The organism is Novosphingobium sp. IK01, assembly GCF_033242265.1.
Classification (GTDB): Bacteria; Pseudomonadota; Alphaproteobacteria; order Sphingomonadales; family Sphingomonadaceae; genus Novosphingobium; species Novosphingobium pituita.
The window spans coordinates 2,545,343-2,561,658 of record NZ_BTFW01000001.1 but is presented as its reverse complement, the minus strand read 5'-3'; the positions used below and the strand labels follow the sequence as shown (position 1 = coordinate 2,561,658).

General features: G+C 66.8%; 17 protein-coding genes and 1 tRNA gene. 9 read left to right on the top strand and 9 right to left on the bottom strand.

Annotated features, from left to right (window positions below; translation table 11 throughout):
* Positions 1-14: 14 nt before the first annotated feature.
* Both gpmA and SBI20_RS11795 read right to left on the bottom strand, forming a co-directional pair.
* Positions 15-701: a 2,3-diphosphoglycerate-dependent phosphoglycerate mutase gene (gene gpmA, locus SBI20_RS11800; RefSeq protein WP_317975213.1), complete on the bottom strand. Its 687-nt coding sequence runs from the start codon at positions 699-701 to the stop codon at positions 15-17.
* Positions 702-808: 107 nt separating this feature from the next.
* Positions 809-1,030 (bottom strand): hypothetical protein, encoded by a 222-nt coding sequence (locus SBI20_RS11795; RefSeq protein WP_317975212.1) that lies wholly within the window; start codon positions 1,028-1,030, stop codon positions 809-811.
* A 150-nt stretch (positions 1,031-1,180) separates the two neighbouring features.
* Between SBI20_RS11795 and SBI20_RS11790 the strand changes: the two genes are divergently transcribed.
* The 4 genes from SBI20_RS11790 to arsB all read left to right on the top strand — a co-directional run bounded on the left by SBI20_RS11790 (position 1,181) and on the right by arsB (position 3,375).
* A tRNA-Thr gene (locus tag SBI20_RS11790) sits at positions 1,181-1,255 on the top strand.
* A gap of 145 nt (positions 1,256-1,400) precedes the next feature.
* Positions 1,401-1,820: an ArsR/SmtB family transcription factor gene (locus SBI20_RS11785; RefSeq protein WP_317975211.1), complete on the top strand. Its 420-nt coding sequence runs from the start codon at positions 1,401-1,403 to the stop codon at positions 1,818-1,820.
* Positions 1,817-2,320, top strand: a complete 504-nt coding sequence (locus SBI20_RS11780) for an arsenate reductase ArsC (protein ID WP_317975210.1) — start codon at positions 1,817-1,819, stop codon at positions 2,318-2,320. Before SBI20_RS11785 ends, SBI20_RS11780 begins: the two co-directional genes overlap by 4 nt.
* Positions 2,320-3,375 carry an ACR3 family arsenite efflux transporter gene (gene arsB / locus SBI20_RS11775; RefSeq protein WP_317975209.1) on the top strand — a complete coding sequence of 352 codons (1,056 nt, stop codon included), beginning with the start codon at positions 2,320-2,322 and terminating at the stop codon, positions 3,373-3,375. The genes SBI20_RS11780 and arsB overlap by 1 nt, the downstream gene beginning before the upstream one ends.
* Before the next feature lie 111 nt (positions 3,376-3,486).
* Here arsB and SBI20_RS11770 read toward each other — a convergent pair whose 3' ends face one another.
* From SBI20_RS11770 to SBI20_RS11755, 4 genes are all read right to left on the bottom strand, one after another.
* On the bottom strand, positions 3,487-3,792 hold the full coding sequence (locus tag SBI20_RS11770; protein WP_317975208.1) for a GNAT family N-acetyltransferase: 306 nt from the start codon (positions 3,790-3,792) through the stop codon (positions 3,487-3,489).
* A gap of 60 nt (positions 3,793-3,852) precedes the next feature.
* The gene (locus SBI20_RS11765) at positions 3,853-6,168 is read right to left on the bottom strand and encodes a CDC48 family AAA ATPase (RefSeq protein WP_317975207.1); all 2,316 of its coding nucleotides are present in this window, start codon (positions 6,166-6,168) and stop codon (positions 3,853-3,855) included.
* A 303-nt stretch (positions 6,169-6,471) separates the two neighbouring features.
* Entirely contained in the window at positions 6,472-7,239 is a 768-nt protein-coding gene (locus SBI20_RS11760; protein WP_317975206.1) for a methyltransferase, read from the bottom strand.
* A 188-nt stretch (positions 7,240-7,427) separates the two neighbouring features.
* Positions 7,428-8,207 carry a universal stress protein gene (locus SBI20_RS11755; RefSeq protein ID WP_317975205.1) on the bottom strand — a complete coding sequence of 260 codons (780 nt, stop codon included), beginning with the start codon at positions 8,205-8,207 and terminating at the stop codon, positions 7,428-7,430.
* A 196-nt stretch (positions 8,208-8,403) separates the two neighbouring features.
* Here SBI20_RS11755 and SBI20_RS11750 point away from each other — a divergent pair, with 196 nt between their 5' ends.
* Positions 8,404-9,087: a glutathione S-transferase family protein gene (locus tag SBI20_RS11750; protein WP_317975204.1), complete on the top strand. Its 684-nt coding sequence runs from the start codon at positions 8,404-8,406 to the stop codon at positions 9,085-9,087.
* A 65-nt stretch (positions 9,088-9,152) separates the two neighbouring features.
* Here the strand turns inward: SBI20_RS11750 and SBI20_RS11745 are convergent, their stop codons facing one another.
* Together SBI20_RS11745 and SBI20_RS11740 are read right to left on the bottom strand one after the other, a co-directional pair.
* Positions 9,153-9,542, bottom strand: coding sequence for a DUF983 domain-containing protein (locus SBI20_RS11745; protein ID WP_317975203.1), 390 nt, complete (start codon positions 9,540-9,542; stop codon positions 9,153-9,155).
* A gap of 47 nt (positions 9,543-9,589) precedes the next feature.
* Positions 9,590-10,915, bottom strand: coding sequence for a hemolysin family protein (locus SBI20_RS11740; protein ID WP_317975202.1), 1,326 nt, complete (start codon positions 10,913-10,915; stop codon positions 9,590-9,592).
* 223 nt (positions 10,916-11,138) lie between these two features.
* Here SBI20_RS11740 and SBI20_RS11735 point away from each other — a divergent pair, with 223 nt between their 5' ends.
* Together SBI20_RS11735 and SBI20_RS11730 are read left to right on the top strand one after the other, a co-directional pair.
* Positions 11,139-11,828 carry an OmpA family protein gene (locus SBI20_RS11735; protein WP_317975201.1) on the top strand — a complete coding sequence of 230 codons (690 nt, stop codon included), beginning with the start codon at positions 11,139-11,141 and terminating at the stop codon, positions 11,826-11,828.
* 179 nt (positions 11,829-12,007) lie between these two features.
* Complete coding sequence (locus tag SBI20_RS11730; RefSeq protein WP_317975200.1) at positions 12,008-13,027, top strand: aldo/keto reductase; 1,020 nt, start codon at positions 12,008-12,010, stop codon at positions 13,025-13,027.
* Positions 13,028-13,043: 16 nt separating this feature from the next.
* Here SBI20_RS11730 and SBI20_RS11725 read toward each other — a convergent pair whose 3' ends face one another.
* Complete coding sequence (locus SBI20_RS11725) at positions 13,044-13,937, bottom strand: 3'(2'),5'-bisphosphate nucleotidase CysQ (protein ID WP_317975199.1); 894 nt, start codon at positions 13,935-13,937, stop codon at positions 13,044-13,046.
* A gap of 205 nt (positions 13,938-14,142) precedes the next feature.
* On the opposite strand from SBI20_RS11725, the gene sucC reads away from it, so the two are divergent.
* Both sucC and sucD read left to right on the top strand, forming a co-directional pair.
* Positions 14,143-15,357: an ADP-forming succinate--CoA ligase subunit beta gene (gene sucC / locus SBI20_RS11720; RefSeq protein WP_317975198.1), complete on the top strand. Its 1,215-nt coding sequence runs from the start codon at positions 14,143-14,145 to the stop codon at positions 15,355-15,357.
* A 3-nt stretch (positions 15,358-15,360) separates the two neighbouring features.
* Complete coding sequence (sucD, locus tag SBI20_RS11715) at positions 15,361-16,245, top strand: succinate--CoA ligase subunit alpha (RefSeq protein ID WP_317975197.1); 885 nt, start codon at positions 15,361-15,363, stop codon at positions 16,243-16,245.
* Positions 16,246-16,316 lie beyond the last annotated feature (71 nt).

Sequence of the window (16,316 nt, the reverse complement as noted above, 5' to 3'; positions counted from 1 at the left end):
GAGAAGCCTGCTGCTCAGCGCTCGGACAGGTAGTAGCGCTCGATTTCGGCCAGATTGTCGTCGAGTTCGTAGACGATCGGCTGGCCGGTCGGGATTTCGAGGCCGGTGATCTCGTCGTCGGCAATGCCCGAGATGTGCTTGACCAGCGCGCGCAGCGAATTGCCGTGGGCCGAGACGATCACGGTTTCCCCGGCCTTGAGCGCGGGCACGATCAGCTCTTCATAGGCCGGCAGCGCACGGGCGATGGTGTCCTTGAGGCTTTCGGTCGCGGGCACGGGGATCCCGGCATAGCGCGGGTCGGAGGCCAGATCGAACTCGCTGCCCGCGTCGAGCGGCGGGGGCGGAATGTCGAAGCTGCGGCGCCACACCTTGACCTGCTCGTCGCCATGCTTGGCGGCGGTCTCGGCCTTGTCGAGCCCGGTCAGCCCGCCATAGTGACGCTCGTTGAAGCGCCAGTCCTTGGTTTCGGGAATCCACAGGCGACCGGCCGCTTCGAGCGCCAGATGCAGCGTCTTGATCGCGCGGGTCTGGAGCGAGGTGAAGGCGACCGTGGGCAGCACGCCCTTGTCCTTGAGCAGCTGGCCGGCGGCAAAGGCCTCGGCCGCGCCCTTTTCGGTCACGTCCACGTCCCACCAGCCGGTGAAGCGGTTTTCCAGGTTCCACTGCGATTGGCCGTGACGAATCAGGATCAGACGAGGCATCGAGGCTTCCTGTTGCTAGATGGGAAAACAAGATAAAACACGGAACGGAACGCGAAGGCGGGCCCTAGCGGGCCGGGGCGCGTTTGGAAAGGCAGATCAGGCGCAGATCAGGCCCCATCGCCCTTATCATCGGGCGCCGCATCCGATGCGCCCTCCGTGGCCGAAAGCGCGCGCGCCTGCGCCTTGCGACGGCGCAGATTCTCGCGCAGTCGCTGCGCAAGGCGTTCTTCGCGGCTGGCCTCACGGCTGGCCACACCCTTGGCGTTGGAAGGGGCCACCTCGCCCCCCTGATCGGACGCGGCGGCGGGAAAAGTTTTCGACAGGCTCATGGGGATTGTTCTTTGCCGCGTGAACTTTTTGTCCGCAACCCTGCTTGACATCCCGAAGCCTTGGCGCCAATAGCGCGCCTCCACCGGCGACAACCCGCCGCTGGAACGAAGCCCAACGGTTTTATAACCGGGCTTTCGCGGAAATGGTGTGCTGCTGTAGCTCAGTGGTAGAGCGCATCCTTGGTAAGGCTGAGGTCGGGAGTTCAATCCTCCCCAGCAGCACCATTTCCCCCTCCCCTGAAATTTCGGGCAAGAGCCCATCAGGCCGCCGGGCCCTTTTTGCGCGAATTGTGACAATCCGCGCACATGGCTTGCGCGGGCCTCGCGGCTTCCATATTTCAATAGTTGTTGAACTATGGAAAGATTCGCGATGGCCAGCAGCCCCGCGCCCGATACAGTGTCAGATACGGCGTCAAACACGGCAGGCACAGAAAGCGCGCGCGTCGTGCGGGCGCTCGGTGCGCTGGCGCAGGAGCATCGGCTGGCCGCCTATCGCCAACTGGTTCAGGCCGGGCCGGAAGGCATGGCCGCAGGCGTTCTGGCGCAGCGGCTGGGGCTGGCGGCTTCCTCGCTCAGCTTTCATCTGGCGCAACTGGTCCACGCCGACCTGATCGTCGCGCGCCGACAGGGCCGCTCGATTGTCTACAGCGCCGATTTTACCGCGATGAACGCCCTGATGGGCTTCCTCACCGAAAACTGCTGCGGCGGCGTTTCCTGCGCCCCGGTTCCCGCCTGCCCGCCTGATTCCTCCTGCATGCCAAACTCCTCCTGCATGAAAGACAGGACATGACCGCTCCATTCCGCATTCTGGTGCTCTGCACCGGCAATTCGGCCCGCTCGATTTTGGGCGAGGCGATCCTCGGCCAGCTCGGATATGGGCGCATCGAGGCCTTCAGCGCGGGCAGCAAGCCCAAGGGCGCGCCCCACCCCGGCGCGCTGCGCCTGCTGGCGGCCAAGGGCATCGACACCGCCCCCTTCCGCTCCAAGAGCTGGAACGAATTCACCGTTCCGGGTGCGCCGCCCATCGATCTGGCGATCACCGTGTGCGGCAATGCCGCTGGCGAGGCCTGCCCGGTCTTCCTGGGCGCCCCGTTGAAGGCCCACTGGGGCCTGCCCGACCCGGCCGACGTGACCGGCAGCGATGCCGCAATCGACGCTGCTTTCGCCCGGACCTGGGACTGGCTCGCCCTGCGCGCGCAGGCCCTGCTCGCGCTGCCGTTCGAAACGATGGACCGCGCCGAACTGTCCGCCCACCTCGCCCGCATCGGTGCCATGGAAGGAGCCGCCTGATGGGTACCAACTTGCCCGCGTCCTCACCCCATCTGGCCTTTCTCGACCGTTTCCTGACCGTCTGGATCTTCGCGGCGATGGCCGTGGGGCTTGCGCTCGGGCGGATGGTCCCCGCCGTGCCCCATGCGCTGGCGGCGATGTCTTCAGGGGCGACCAATATCCCCATCGCGGTGGGGCTGATCTGCATGTTGTTCCCGCCGCTGGCCAAAGTGCGCTACGAGGCGCTCGGCCAGGTGTTCCGCGATACCCGCGTGCTGGGGCTCTCGTTCGTGCTGGCCTGGGTGGTGGCGCCCGCCTTCCTGTTCGCGCTCGCCGCGCTGACCCTGCCCGACAAGCCCGCCTACATGACCGGCCTGATCCTGATCGGGATCGCTCCGTGCATCGCGATGGTGCTGGTGTGGAACCAGCTCGCGCGCGGCAGCGCCGAATACGTGACCGGGCTGGTCGCGTTCAATTCGCTGTTCCAGATCGTGTTCTATGCGCCGATGGCGTGGTTCTACCTCGCCGTCGTGCCGCCGCTGTTCGGGCTTCAGGCGCAAGTCGCCCATGTCGATTTCGCGCTCGTTGCCCGCGCGGTGCTGACCTATCTGGGCATTCCTTTCGCCTCGGGCTTCCTGTTCCGCACGGCGATGGTCCGGGCCAAGGGCGTGGACTGGTATGAAAACGTGCTGGTCCCCGCGATCAGCCCGCTCACGCTGCTCGCGCTGCTGTTCACGATCATCGCGATGTTCAGCCTCAAGGGTGATACCATCGTCGCGCTGCCGGGCGACGCGCTGCGCGTGGCGATCCCGCTGGTGATCTTCTTTCTGGTGATGTTCGTGCTCGCCTTCGTGGGCGGGCGGCTGCTGGGGGCAGGCTATGCGCGGACGACGGCGCTCGCCTTCACAGCGGCCTCGAACAATTTCGAGCTGGCCATCGCGGTGGCCGTGGCGGCCTTTGGCCTCGCCTCGCCGGTCGCTTTCGCGGCGGTGATCGGGCCGCTCGTCGAAGTTCCGGTGATGATCGGTCTGGTCAATCTGGCGTTCTGGTTCGAACGCCACTGGTTTGCCGATTGACCGCCCTCGACCGGGAACCGGCTTGATCCGGGGCATGGCCCCGGATCGTCCGGCACCGGCCTGCGCTTCGGGGGGAGCACAGGCTGGTGCCGGGCACAGGCTTCAGGCCGTTCAGGCCGTTTGTGCGAGCAGGTCGCTCCATTCGGGGTGGCGGCGGAACTGCGCTTCGACATAGCTGCACGCCGGGACGATCTTCCACCCGCGCACGCGCGCCTCGCCGATCAGGGCATCGACCAGCAGCCCGGCCACGCCGCGCCCGCCAATGGCCTTGGGCACCAGCGTATGATCGGCCACGATCACGCCGGGCGCGGTTTCCCGCCAGGTCAGTTCGCCCTGCTCGGCCATGCCTTCGACCACGGCGCGAAAGGCGCCCTGGTCACCCCGGTCTTCGAGTGTCACGCTGACAGGTTCGGACACGCGCATTCTCCTTCGATATGATGGCAGCAGGCCGCCCCGCAAGGCCAGCCTGCCGCCTGTTCAGCGATGCTTGCTCTCGCGCGTGGACTGCACCATGCCCGGCGCGAGGAAGCCGACAACCGGGCCGGGTTCGACGGCACGCTTCTTCAGTTCGCCCTTCATCCGGCCATATTCGGCTTCCATTTCCTCGGTCACGGTCGCGCGCGAATCGGCCAGCGCCCCGGCGAAATCGCCTGCCGTAACCGATTGCACATCGCCTCCGGCCCGGCGGATGGCGTTGAGCCCCGCCCGGCGCACCACGTCTTCCAGATCGGCGCCGGTAAAGCGCTCGGTCTGCCGCGCCACGTCCTCAAGGTCCACGTCCGCCGCCAGCGGCATGGCCCCGGTGTGGATTTTCAGGATCCGCACCCGCCCGGCCAGACTGGGCGTGCCGACATAGACCAGTTCATCGAACCGGCCGGGGCGCAGCAGCGCGGGATCGACCAGCGTGGGCCGATTGGTCGCGCCGATCAGCACAACCGATTGCAGCTCTTCCAGCCCGTCCATTTCCGCCAGAATGGTGTTCACCACCCGCGCGGTCACTTGCGGCTCGCCCACCCCGGTCCCGCGCGCGGGCACGAGGCTGTCGATCTCGTCGATGAAGATCACGCAAGGGGCCACCTGCCGCGCGCGCGCGAACAGGCGGGCGATCTGCTGTTCGCTTTCGCCATACCACTTGCTGAGCAGGTCGGACGACTTGATCGCGATGAAGTTGGCCTCGGCCTCCTTGGCGACAGCCTTGGCCAGCAGCGTCTTGCCGGTTCCGGGCGGACCATAGAGCAGGAAGCCCTTGGCCGGGCGGATGCCCAGCCGATGAAACGCCTCGGGCGTCTTGAGCGGCAGCTCGACCCCTTCGCGCAACTTCGCCTGTGCCTCGTCCAACCCGCCGACATCGTCCCAGCCGATCGTCGGCGCCTGCACCATCACCTCGCGCATCGCCGAAGGCTGCACGCGCTTGAGTGCCTCCAGAAAGTCGTCGCGCACCACGCGCAGGCTGTCGAGCACTTCGACAGGGATCGTCTGCCGCTCGAAATCGAGCCTTGGCATGATCCGGCGCACGGCCTCGATGGCTGCCTCGCGCGCCAGCGCGGCCAGATCCGCGCCCACGAAACCGTGGGTCGTGCGGGCCAGCTCGCGCAAGTCGATGTCTTCGGCCAGGGGCATGCCGCGCGTGTGGATGCCCAGAATCTCGCGACGGCCCGGCTCGTCGGGCACGCCCACGACGATCTCGCGGTCGAAGCGACCGGGACGGCGCAACGCCTCGTCGAGCGCGTCGGGCCGGTTGGTCGCGGCGATGACCACCAGATTCGAGCGGCTCTGCAACCCGTCCATCAGCGTGAGCAACTGGGCGACGAGGCGCTTTTCGGCCTCCCCGGTCACCTGGCTGCGCTTGGGCGCGATGGAATCGATTTCATCGATGAAAATGATCGAGGGCGCGTTCTGCGTGGCCTCCTCGAAGACCTCGCGCAGGCGCTTTTCGCTCTCGCCATAGGCCGACCCCATGATCTCGGGGCCGTTGATGGTGAAAAAGCTGGCGTCGCTCTCGTTGGCGACCGCGCGCGCCAAACGCGTCTTGCCGGTCCCCGGCGGGCCATGCAGCAGCACGCCCTTGGGCGGATCGACCCCCAGCCGGGTGAAAATTTCAGGATAGCGCAACGGCAGTTCGACCATCTCGCGCAACTGGCGGATGGTGTCGCCCATGCCGCCCACGTCGTCATAATTGACGTCGGCACGGCTCGAGCGCGGCTCCTCGTATTCGGCGCGCAGTTCGACTTCGGTGTTCTCGTCGATGTGGACCACGCCCTTAGGCGTCGTCGAAACAACGGTCAGACGAATCTGGGTGAGCGCGAAGGCCGGCGCATTGAGCATCTGGCGCAGTTGCGCGGGCATGTCGCCCCGGTTGACCTGCTGCTGCCCCGAAGTCGCCACCAGATCGCCCGTCAGCAGCGGGCGCCCGGCAAAGTTGCGCTTGAGCGCGGCGGCGGGGCCCTGAAGGCGCAAGTCGCGCTGGGCAGGCGCAAAGACCACGCGCTGCGCGGGGCGCGATTCGATCCGGCGCACCTCGACATGCTCTCCCGAGCCGACATCGGCATTGGCACGCTGAAGCCCGTCGAGACGGATCAGTTCGAGACCTTCATCCTCGGGATAGGGGAGCACGGCCCGCGCGGCGGTGCTGCGCTTGCCGATAATCTCGATCACGTCGCCTTCGGCCACGCCCAGACGGCCCATGACCGCGCGGCTGATCCGCGCGATGCCGTGGCCGGATTCCTCCTGCCGTGACCCTGCGACCTGCAAGCGGGCGATCTTCTGATCGCCCAGTGTTGCTGCCTCTGCCATTGCTTCGCTATGCCCTTGGGGGTTCTTCGTGCGAGCGGAATGCCCGCGTCTGACCCAAGTTAGGAAGCACGCCTCCGCTTTTCAAATGCCCGCGTTTCAAAACGGGCGGGGCCAGCGGGCGCAAATGCCCGGATTCAGGACAAAAAAAGGGCCCGGCTGTTGCCAGCCAGGCCTTTGGAAGTTTTGGGAGAGGATGCCTGAAAGGCAGTTTTTCTATGCGCCTGCCCCCGGCTTCTCGCAAGTGCGAAACACAGCGAGAAAATTGCGTTTTTTGCAATTATTCGTCAAATCCCAGCCCGTAACTCAGCCAGGACGGCGGAAACGCAGGACAAAGCGATCGGTCTTGCCCCGCAAGCCGGGGGCGAAGACCACGGCGGTATGGTCGTCATTGCTGCGGCGCAATATGTCGCTCTCGCCATCGAGCACGAACCCTGCGGCGGCCATGTCCGCCTTGACTTGCGCCGGGTCGATCCGGTGTACCGTGCTGCCCACGACCGCCGGATTGCCCGGCAGGCCGACGTGATCGACGATCACCACCATGCCCCCCGGCCTGAGCGCGGCGAACCAGTTGGCCAGAACCTGCGCGACAGGGCGCGCAGGCTCGGTCCCGCCGCGCGTGGCAGGCGCATAGAGATCGTGGAATTCGAGATGGGCGAAGATCGCGTCAAGGCTCGCCGGAGGCAGTGCCATGGCCGCCTCGGGCGCCACCAGCGGGCGCACATTGGCATGGGCCTTGGCCACCACGTCGAGCGTGCCGGGCTTGAGATAGGCCGGATCGGACAGGGCATAGACCGCCCCGCGCGGCCCCACCAGATCGGCGATCAGTTCGGAATAATAGCCGCCGCCAGCGCCCCAGTCGGCCACGACCTGACCGGGCGCGAACCCGGCGAAGGCCAGCACATGGGCCGGATCGCGGCTTTCGTCGAGCTTGCGGCTGGCCTCGCTGCGCGCAGGATCGGCCAGTGCGCGGGCGATCGCCGCAGCCGGGGAAGGCGCCGCAGCCGCCGCAAAAGCCGGGGGCCCGGCCACGAGCGCCAGAGCGCAAACCGCCGCGGATACTGCGCCGGGCACTGCCCCGGACCCTGCCCCGAACAGGGACCGGGAAAGCGAAAACGAACGGAATGAATGTCGATGGAACAAGCGCATGAAACGTGTCTCCCAAGGCGGCGGAGCCCCCGCGCCACCGCCTTGAGAGACACCATGCCAGACCTCGCAGTTACCGCAAGGTCATGGCAACCTGGTACAACGGCAATCCGGCCTCAGTGCGCCAGCAGCAGCGGCAGGGTCGAATTGTCGAGCATCGCGCGCGAGACGCCGCCCAGCAGAAGCTCGCGCAGGCGGCTGCGCCCGAACAGGCCCATCACGATCAGCCCCGCGCCCAGACGGCGCGCGGCATCCGCCAGCGTGGCCGCAATCGGGCCATTGGCGGTGAGCCCGTGGACTTCGGCGTGGATGCCATGGCGCGAGAGGTAGGTCGCCGCATCAAGCGCAGGCAGGGCATCGGGCTTTTCATCGACGGTGAGGATATGGACCGCCCCGGCCTGATGCAGCAGCGGCAGGCTGGCCCGCAGCGCATGGGCGGCCTCGATCCCGCCATCCCACGCGATCACTGCGGGCTTGGAAAAGTCGGTCATCGCGGTGCCCTTGGGCACGGCGAGCACCGGGCTGCGCACGCCCAGCACGAGTTCCTCGACCAGCGGATCGGCCAGACTGGTGACGACCACATCGGCAAAGCGGGCCCCGGCATAGGCCGCCGGAATCGGCGCCTGGGCGGTCTGTTCCACGTCGAAGGGGACATCCTGCGGCGCCAGACGCGCATCGACCTTGGCAGCCAGCGCGGTATCCTCGCGGCGGACCTGATCGATCACCTCGGCCGTCAGCGCAGCGCCGCCGAACGGCTCCCACACGGCGAGTTCGGCAAAGGGGCTGGCGATCTGCACGCTCACATGGCCATCCATGACGCGGGCCAAGGCAAGAGCGGTTTCGAGGCGGTCATCCATCGTGACGGCGCCGTCGATCGGGCAGAGAATGGAGCGCATGTGGGATCGTCCTTCTTCTTTCGTTGGGGTGATTGTGGCAGCAGATCGGCACAGAGCCATGATCTGAATCAAGGTATTGACGATATTGGCCCTTGTTTCATCCAAATCCGTCCTGCACCAGTGCCTTGCCGGGCCAGATCGTCCGGTCAGCGCGTGATGTCGTCGCCACGGCGGCCACCCATGGAGAGCACGCAGGATGCCTTATACCCTGATCACCGCCAACCGGAACTATTCGAGCTGGTCGCTGCGCCCCTGGCTGCTGATGAAGGCGCTCGGCATCCCGTTTGCCGACCGCCTCGAACCCTTTGCCAAACCGGTCAATTACGAGGCCTTCCGCAGTTTCTCGCCCACCGGGCAGGTGCCCGCGCTGATCGACGGGGCCACGACTGTCTGGGATTCGCTGGGCATCACGCTCTATCTGGCCGACCGCCATGCCGGGGTCTGGCCCGAAGAACCCGCCGCACGCGCCTTTGCCCAGAGCGCGGTGTGCGAGATGCACGGCGGCTTTTCCGCGCTGCGTTCGACCTGCACGATGAACGTGGGGGTGCGGGTGGCGCTTCCCGCGATGAAGCCCCCGCTGGCGCGTGACGTGGCCCGCCTGCGCGAGCTGTTCGAAGAGGGACTCGACCGTTTCGGCGGCCCCTGGCTGGCCGGGGATACCTTTTGCGCGCTCGATGCGTTCTTTGCGCCGGTGGCCTTCCGGGTACGGACTTATGGCCTCGATGTCGGTCGCGGGCAGGCCTGGGTGGACCATGTGCTGGCCCACCCGGCCATGCGCGCCTGGGAAGACGCCGCTCTGGCCGAAAGCTGGCGCGAGGAGAGCCACGAGGCCGAGCTTCTGGCCGCCGGCGCCATCACCGCCGACTATCGCCTCGCCTGAACGGGCCCAATAGCGGGCGCCGCACAGGGAAAATCCAGGGGGCCGGTCAGAATTCAGGGGGCCGGTCAGGGGGCCGGATCGTCCGGCCCCTCTGTTCCGGCCTGATGCGCGCCGTTCACATATTGCGAGGCGACCAGCCAGCCCTTGAACGGACGCAGCGAGCCCAGACAGCCGATGGCCAGAATCGGCACTGAAGTGAGCAGATGGACCCACCAGGGCGGGCTGTAGGCCACTTCGACCCCGACGGCGACGAACGTGAGCGGAAAGGCGGTCAGGCACAGCGCGAAGAAGGCCGGGCCATCATCGGCGCGGGCAAAGCGGAAATCGAGCCCGCAGACATCGCAGCACGGCGCCAGACGCAGCCAGCCCGCAAACAGGTGGCCCTTGCCGCACCGCGGGCACAGCCCCTTCCATCCGCACCGCGCGATCCAGCCCAATCCGGCGTGTTCCGCCATCCGTCCTCTCCCCCCATGCAGCGCCGGAACGGATGTTCAGGCCCCACTCAACCGTCGAGTTCGTCCACCGGCGCCACGGCCTTGACGCGGGCTACCAGCAGCTTGTCGATCTTGCGGCCATCCATGTCGACGACCTCGAACCGCCAGCCCTGCTCGGTAAAATGCTCGCCCTCGACCGGCAGCTTGCGCAGGACCGAGAGGACGAAACCGGCCACCGTCGCATAGTCGCGGTCTTCGGGCAGCTCGATCTCCAGCCGGTCGGCCATGGCATCGGCGGGAAGACCGCCGGCCAGCAGCAGCGAGCCGTCCTCGCGCTCGGTGATCATCGGGCTGTCGCCCTCGTCGCCATGGGCCACGAAAGTTCCGGCGATGGCCGCCAGCAGGTCGGCCGGGGTGACGATCCCTTCGAGATGGCCATATTCGTCGTGGACCAGCGCAAGGCCGACTTCGGCCTGCTGGATCACGCGCAGGGCGTCCATCGTGTCGAGCCGGTCGGGCAGGATCGCGGGCTTGCGCATCAGGCTTTCGAGCGCATGCTCGTCGCCACGCAGGCGCGCGGCCAGCACGTCGCGAACCTTGACCACGCCGACGATGTGATCGGGCGAGCCATCGGCCACCAGCAGCAGCGAATGGGGGCTGTCCTCGATGGCGGCGGTCAGGTCTTCGGGGCTGGCGTCCAGCTCGATCCAGTGGAGTTCGATGCGCGGGGTCATCACCTCGCGCACGGGGCGGTCGGCCAGACGCATCACGCTGGTCATCAGCGCGCGCTCCTCCTCCTCGATCACCCCCGAACGGGTGGCCTCGGCGAAGATCATCTGGAGTTCCTCGGCGGTGACTTCCTGCTCGCCCCCCCGCGCCAGCCCGAGCAGACGCAGGATCAGGCTCGATGACCGGTCGAGCGTCCACACGAAAGGCGCGGTCACCCTGGCCATGATCACCATGGGCCGCGCGGCCAGAACCGCAATCGATTCAGCCGCCGCCAGCGCCAGTTGCTTGGGCACGAGTTCGCCCACCACCAGGCTGAGATAGGTCGTCAGCGCGATGACCAGCGCGAACCCGGCCTCCCCGGCATAGGCGCCCGGCACACCCAGCGCGGCCAGCCGCTCGCCCACCGGCCCGCCCAGGCTGGAGCCCGAATAGGCGCCTGCGATGATGCCCACGAGGGTGATGCCGATCTGCACGGTCGAGAGGAACTTGCCCGGATCGGCAGCCAGTTCGAGCGCCACGCGGGCCCCCCCGCTGCCCCCTTCGGCCAGAACCTTGAGCCGGGCCGGACGTGCCGAGACAATGGCCAGCTCCGACATGGAAAACAGACCGTTGAGCACGACAAGGCCCAGGATTATGAGCGCATCTGGCCATGGAAATGGGGTCACGGGGCAAGCCCCTAGCAGATTTGCGCGGCGCCGCGAAGTCCTTGCGAAGCCTCGCGTGATACCCGCAGCCCGCCCGATACCGTTCATTATTCGGGAACCATTCAGCCCGTGGCCGTGTATTGGACGCAAAGCAGGCTGCCGTGATCCGCTCACGGTTCGCCGCCTGCCTGGCTCCCGCCCTGCGATCAGGCGCGGGAGAGGGATGCAACGAAGGGGAATACCAATGAAGATTCGTCGGGTGCTCGTTTCCAGCCTTTGCGCGGTGTCGCTGATCAGCCTCTCGGGCTGCGTGACCGACCCCAACACCGGCCAGCAGAAGGTCTCGCGCACGGCGCTGGGCGCGGGCGCGGGCGCGCTGGGCGGCCTCTTGCTGGGCGGGCTGATCGGCGGTGGCACGGGCCGCATCGTGGGCGCGGGCATCGGCGGCGTCGCGGGCGCGGCCGTGGGCTACACCATGGACAAGCAGATCAGGCAGCTCAAGGAACAGACCGCCGGCACCGGCGTCGACGTGACCCCGGTCGACAACGGCAAGGCCATCCTCGTCAACCTGCCCAACGGGGTGACGTTCGACACCGACAGCACGCTGATCAAGCCCGCCTTCCGCGACACGCTCGACAAGGTGGCCGGCTCGCTGGTCCAGTACCCGGATTCGCTGATCGACGTCTATGGCCACACCGACTCGACCGGCTCGGACGCCTACAACATGACCCTGTCGCAGAACCGCGCCCAGTCGGTGGCCGATTACCTGTCCTCGCGCGGGGTCGCCCCGGCGCGCATCCGCTCGCAGGGCTATGGCAAGACCCAGCCGATCGCCTCGAACGCCACCGAGGAAGGCCGCGCCGCCAACCGTCGCGTGGAAATCAAGATCGTGCCCGTCACGCAGGACGACGTGGCCCGCGCGCGCGGCCAGTAATGCGCGGCCAGTAAGCAGCCAGCGCAGGCAACCGGCACAAGGGCCCGGCGCTTTGCCGGGCCGGCGGCCAGAACAGGGCGCCTTCCCACGCGGGAGGGCGCCTTTTTCGTGATTCCCGCACAGGTTGACGGCTGGGGCATCCCGCTGGCATCCATCGGGGAACAAGGAGTTCCCCCCGCATGTCGATCCTGCCCCCCGCCTCTCCCTTTCGCCGGCCCCTCGCCGGACGGGCCCTTGCTCCCATCGGGCTTGGCTGCATGTCGCTCAGCTGGGCCTATGGCGAGCGCCCGTCCGAGGAGGACGGCATCGCCCTGCTCCACCGCGCGATCGAGCTGGGCTATGACCATTTCGACACCGCCCGCCTCTATGGACAGGGCCACAACGAGACGCTGGTGGGCCGCGCGCTCAAGGGCAAGCGCGACAAGGTCTTCCTCGCCAGCAAGATGGGCATCTTCGCCAGCGGCGAAAAGCGCGGGATCGACTGCCACCCCGACACCATCCGCGCCGAGCTGGAAAAGTCGCTGACCCTGCTCCAGACCGACCACATCGACCTCTACTACATGCACCGCCGCGACTTCACGGTGCCGATCGAGGACTCGGTGGGCGCGATGGCCGACCTCGTCCGGGAAGGGAAGATCGGCGCCATCGGCCTGTCGGAAATGTCGGCAGACACTTTGCGCCGCGCCGCCGCCACCCACCCCATCGCCGCGATGCAGACCGAATATTCACCCTGGACGCGTCAGGCCGAGATCGCCGTGCTCGACGCCTGCCGCGAGGTGGGCACCACGTTCGTCGCTTTCTCGCCGGTCGCGCGCGGGGCGCTGGCCAATGGCGTGCGCGACCCACAGGCGCTGGAAGAGGGCGACATCCGCAAGGCCATGCCGCGCTTCATGGCCGACAACTGGCCCCGCAACCTCGCGCTGATCGACCGTTTCAACGCCCTCGCCCACGAAGCGGGCGTCACCCCGGCGCAGCTTTCGCTGGCCTGGGTGCTGGGCAAGGGCGAACACATCGTGGCCATTCCCGGCACCGGCAAGATCGCCCATCTCGAAGAAAACATCGCCCGTCAGGACTGGACCATCCCGGCCGACCTGACCGCGCAAGTCGACGCGCTGATCAACCAGCAGACCGTGTCCGGGCACCGCTATGCCCAGACCATGCACGCCACGATCGATACCGAGGATTTTGAACCTGCCTGATACCGGGTCACCCCGGTCAGTCGTTCCTGTCCGGTCCGGGCCCGTCCGGTCCCGCTCCGTCCTTTGCGACAGGCCTGACGGGCAGCGACAGGTCGACACCCTGCGGCGGGTTTCCCAGCCCGCGCAGGGACTTGGCCGTGGTCGGCGCCACCCGCGCGCGCGCCTCGTCATGAATGGCTGGCGCGCTCACCAGCACGCCAAAGGCGCGCGGATCGGGCTTGTTGAACACGAGGCCCGCGCCATGGGCATCGGTGACTGTCGCGCCCGCTTCCTGCGCGATCAGGGCGGCGGCGGCGATGTCCCACTCATAGCCCCAGCGCCAGGTGGCCAGAAGGTCCGCCTCGCCCGAAGCGACCATCGCCATGCGCAAGGCGATGGAATTGGGCTTGTCCACCATGGTCAGCTCGACGCCCGAAGGCAGGCGCAAGTCCATCGGCATGCGCGCCCCTTCGAGCCGGGTGCGCGTGCTCGTAGCCAGTGGCAACCCGTTGCGCGTGGCGCCAAGACCGGCCCCGGCCACCCACAGTTCATCGCGCGCCGGCGCATCGAGAACCGCCAGAACCGGACGCCCCCGCGCGATCAGGGCCACCGAAACCGCCCAGCCGGGCGCCCCGCGCACGAAATCGCGCGTCCCGTCGACCGGATCGACCACCCAGCACAACTCGCGCGCCAGCCGGGCGGGATCATCGACGGTTTCCTCGGAAAGCCAGCCCGCCTCGGGCAGGAGATCGCCCAGCGCCTGATGCAGGAACCTGTCGACGGCAATGTCGGCCTCGCAGACCGGGTTGTCGGGCCCCTTCTCCCAGATCCGCGGCGCGTGGCCATGGCCCGGCCAGAGGTCGAGCGCCAGTTGCCCGGCCTGACCGACGATCGGGCCGACAAGAGGCGCAAGTGAGGCAGGATCAATCATGCAACGCCAAGAATTGAGCCAGAAATTGCCCCTTGGCAAGCAAAATAGCATACTTATGCAAGTGCACCGCAATTGCGATAAATTTGCCACCCGTAGAATTTGATAGCGGCGTCAAGGACGTTGCAACTACCTGTGGGTGTGCTTAAGGCAACGCAGAATCGCGGCGCAAGCCATCCCTTTTCTCATCTGCAAGCGGGGATTTTTCATGAACGTCCATGAATACCAGGCCAAGGAATTGCTGGCTAAATACGGCGTCGGCATTCCCGCCGGCATCGCAGCCCTGACCGTCGAAGAAGCCGTCGCTGCCGCCAAACAGCTTCCCGGACCGATCTATGTCGTCAAGGCGCAGATCCACGCGGGTGGTCGCGGCAAGGGCAAGTTCAAGGAACTCCCCGCCGACGCCAAGGGTGGCGTGCGCCTCGCCAAGAGCATCGAGGAAGTCGAGGTTTTCGCCAAGGAAATGCTCGGCAACACCCTCGTGACCGTGCAGACCGGCGAAGCGGGCAAGCAGGTCAACCGCCTCTACGTGACCGACGGCGTCGACATCGCCAAGGAATACTACCTCTCGATGGTGGTGGACCGCGCTTCGGGCCGCGTGGCGATGATCGTCTCGACCGAGGGCGGCATGGACATCGAGGAAGTCGCCCACGCGACGCCTGAAAAGATCGCCACGATCACCATCGACCCGGCGCAGGGCTTCATGCCCCACCATGGCCGCGCGGTGGCCTATGCGCTCAACCTCACCGGCGATCTGGTCAAGCAGGCCGCCAAGCTCGCCCAGCAGCTCTACACCGCGTTCATGGCGCTCGATTGCGACATGCTCGAAATCAACCCGCTGGTGGAAACCAATCCCGATTCGTCCGGGGCCGCGAAGCTGCTGGTGCTCGACACCAAGATGAGCTTTGATTCCAACGCGCTCTACCGTCACCCCGAAGTCGTCGCCCTGCGCGACGAGACCGAGGAAGACCCCGCCGAAATCGAAGCCAGCAAGTACGACCTGGCCTACATCAAGCTCCACGGCGACATCGGCTGCATGGTGAACGGCGCAGGGCTGGCGATGGCCACGATGGACATCATCAAGCTCAACGGCATGTTCCCGGCCAACTTCCTCGACGTGGGCGGCGGCGCCACCACCGAAAAGGTGACCGCGGCCTTCAAGCTGATCCTGTCGGACCCGGCGGTGAAGGGCATTCTGGTCAACATCTTCGGCGGCATCATGAAGTGCGACGTGATCGCGCAGGGCATCGTGGCCGCTGCCAAGGAAGTGAATCTCCAGGTTCCGCTCGTGGTGCGCCTCGAAGGCACCAACGTGCAGGAAGGCAAGGACATCCTCGCCCATTCCGGTCTCCCCATCGTTCCGGCCAACGATCTTGGCGATGCCGCCCAGAAGATCGTCGCCGAAGTGCAGAAGGTCGCCTGATCCATGAGCATTCTGGTCAACAAGAACACCAAGGTCATCACCCAGGGGATGACCGGCGCCACCGGCACGTTCCACACCCAGCAGGCGCTGGCCTATGGCACCCAGATGGTCGGCGGCGTGACGCCGGGCAAGGGCGGCACGACCCACATCGGCCTGCCCAACTTCAACACCGTCGCCGAAGCCAAGGCCGCGACCGGTGCGACCGCCTCGTGCATCTACGTTCCGCCGCCGTTCGCCGCCGACTCGATCCTCGAAGCGATCGACGCGCAGATGGAACTGATCGTGTGCATCACCGAAGGCATCCCGGTGCTCGACATGGTCCGCGTCAAGCGCGCCCTTTCGGGCAGCAAGTCGCGCCTGATCGGCCCGAACTGCCCCGGCGTGCTCACCCCGGATGAATGCAAGATCGGCATCATGCCCGGTTCGATCTTCAAGAAGGGCTCGGTCGGCGTGGTCTCGCGCTCGGGCACGCTGACCTATGAAGCCGTGTTCCAGACCTCGAACATCGGCCTTGGCCAGACCACCGCGGTCGGCATCGGCGGCGACCCGGTCAACGGCACCAACTTCATCGACGTGCTCGAACTGTTCCTGGCCGACGAAGACACCAAGTCGATCATCATGATCGGTGAAATCGGCGGCGACGCGGAAGAACAGGCCGCACAGTTCCTGATCGACGAAGCCAAGCGTGGCCGCAAGAAGCCCATGGCGGGCTTCATCGCCGGTCGCTCGGCCCCTCCGGGCCGCCGCATGGGCCATGCCGGCGCCATCGTCTCGGGCGGCAAGGGCGACGCGGAAAGCAAGATCGCGGCGATGGAAGCAGCAGGCATCCGTGTCAGCCCCAGCCCGTCGCTGCTGGGCGAAACCCTGGCCGAAGTGCTCAAGGGCTAAGCTTTCACACAGATGCAAAAGGAGGCCGGAGGGGAAACCTTCCGGCCTTTTTTTGTGCCTTCTTCCCCTCC

Excerpts from the sequence above, each read along its gene's own strand:
- SBI20_RS11730 (WP_317975200.1), top strand. The coding sequence starts at position 12,008 with ATGTCGATCCTGCCCCCCGCCTCTCCCTTTCGCCGGCCCCTCGCCGGA.
- SBI20_RS11765 (WP_317975207.1), bottom strand. The coding sequence starts at position 6,168 with ATGGCAGAGGCAGCAACACTGGGCGATCAGAAGATCGCCCGCTTGCAG.
- SBI20_RS11745 (WP_317975203.1), bottom strand. The coding sequence starts at position 9,542 with ATGGCGGAACACGCCGGATTGGGCTGGATCGCGCGGTGCGGATGGAAG.
- SBI20_RS11750 (WP_317975204.1), top strand. The coding sequence starts at position 8,404 with ATGCCTTATACCCTGATCACCGCCAACCGGAACTATTCGAGCTGGTCG.
- SBI20_RS11755 (WP_317975205.1), bottom strand. The coding sequence starts at position 8,207 with ATGCGCTCCATTCTCTGCCCGATCGACGGCGCCGTCACGATGGATGAC.
- sucD (WP_317975197.1), top strand. The coding sequence starts at position 15,361 with ATGAGCATTCTGGTCAACAAGAACACCAAGGTCATCACCCAGGGGATG.
- SBI20_RS11725 (WP_317975199.1), bottom strand. The coding sequence starts at position 13,937 with ATGATTGATCCTGCCTCACTTGCGCCTCTTGTCGGCCCGATCGTCGGT.
- arsB (WP_317975209.1), top strand. The coding sequence starts at position 2,320 with ATGGGTACCAACTTGCCCGCGTCCTCACCCCATCTGGCCTTTCTCGAC.
- sucC (WP_317975198.1), top strand. The coding sequence starts at position 14,143 with ATGAACGTCCATGAATACCAGGCCAAGGAATTGCTGGCTAAATACGGC.
- SBI20_RS11780 (WP_317975210.1), top strand. The coding sequence starts at position 1,817 with ATGACCGCTCCATTCCGCATTCTGGTGCTCTGCACCGGCAATTCGGCC.
- SBI20_RS11785 (WP_317975211.1), top strand. The coding sequence starts at position 1,401 with ATGGCCAGCAGCCCCGCGCCCGATACAGTGTCAGATACGGCGTCAAAC.
- gpmA (WP_317975213.1), bottom strand. The coding sequence starts at position 701 with ATGCCTCGTCTGATCCTGATTCGTCACGGCCAATCGCAGTGGAACCTG.
- SBI20_RS11735 (WP_317975201.1), top strand. The coding sequence starts at position 11,139 with ATGAAGATTCGTCGGGTGCTCGTTTCCAGCCTTTGCGCGGTGTCGCTG.
- SBI20_RS11795 (WP_317975212.1), bottom strand. The coding sequence starts at position 1,030 with ATGAGCCTGTCGAAAACTTTTCCCGCCGCCGCGTCCGATCAGGGGGGC.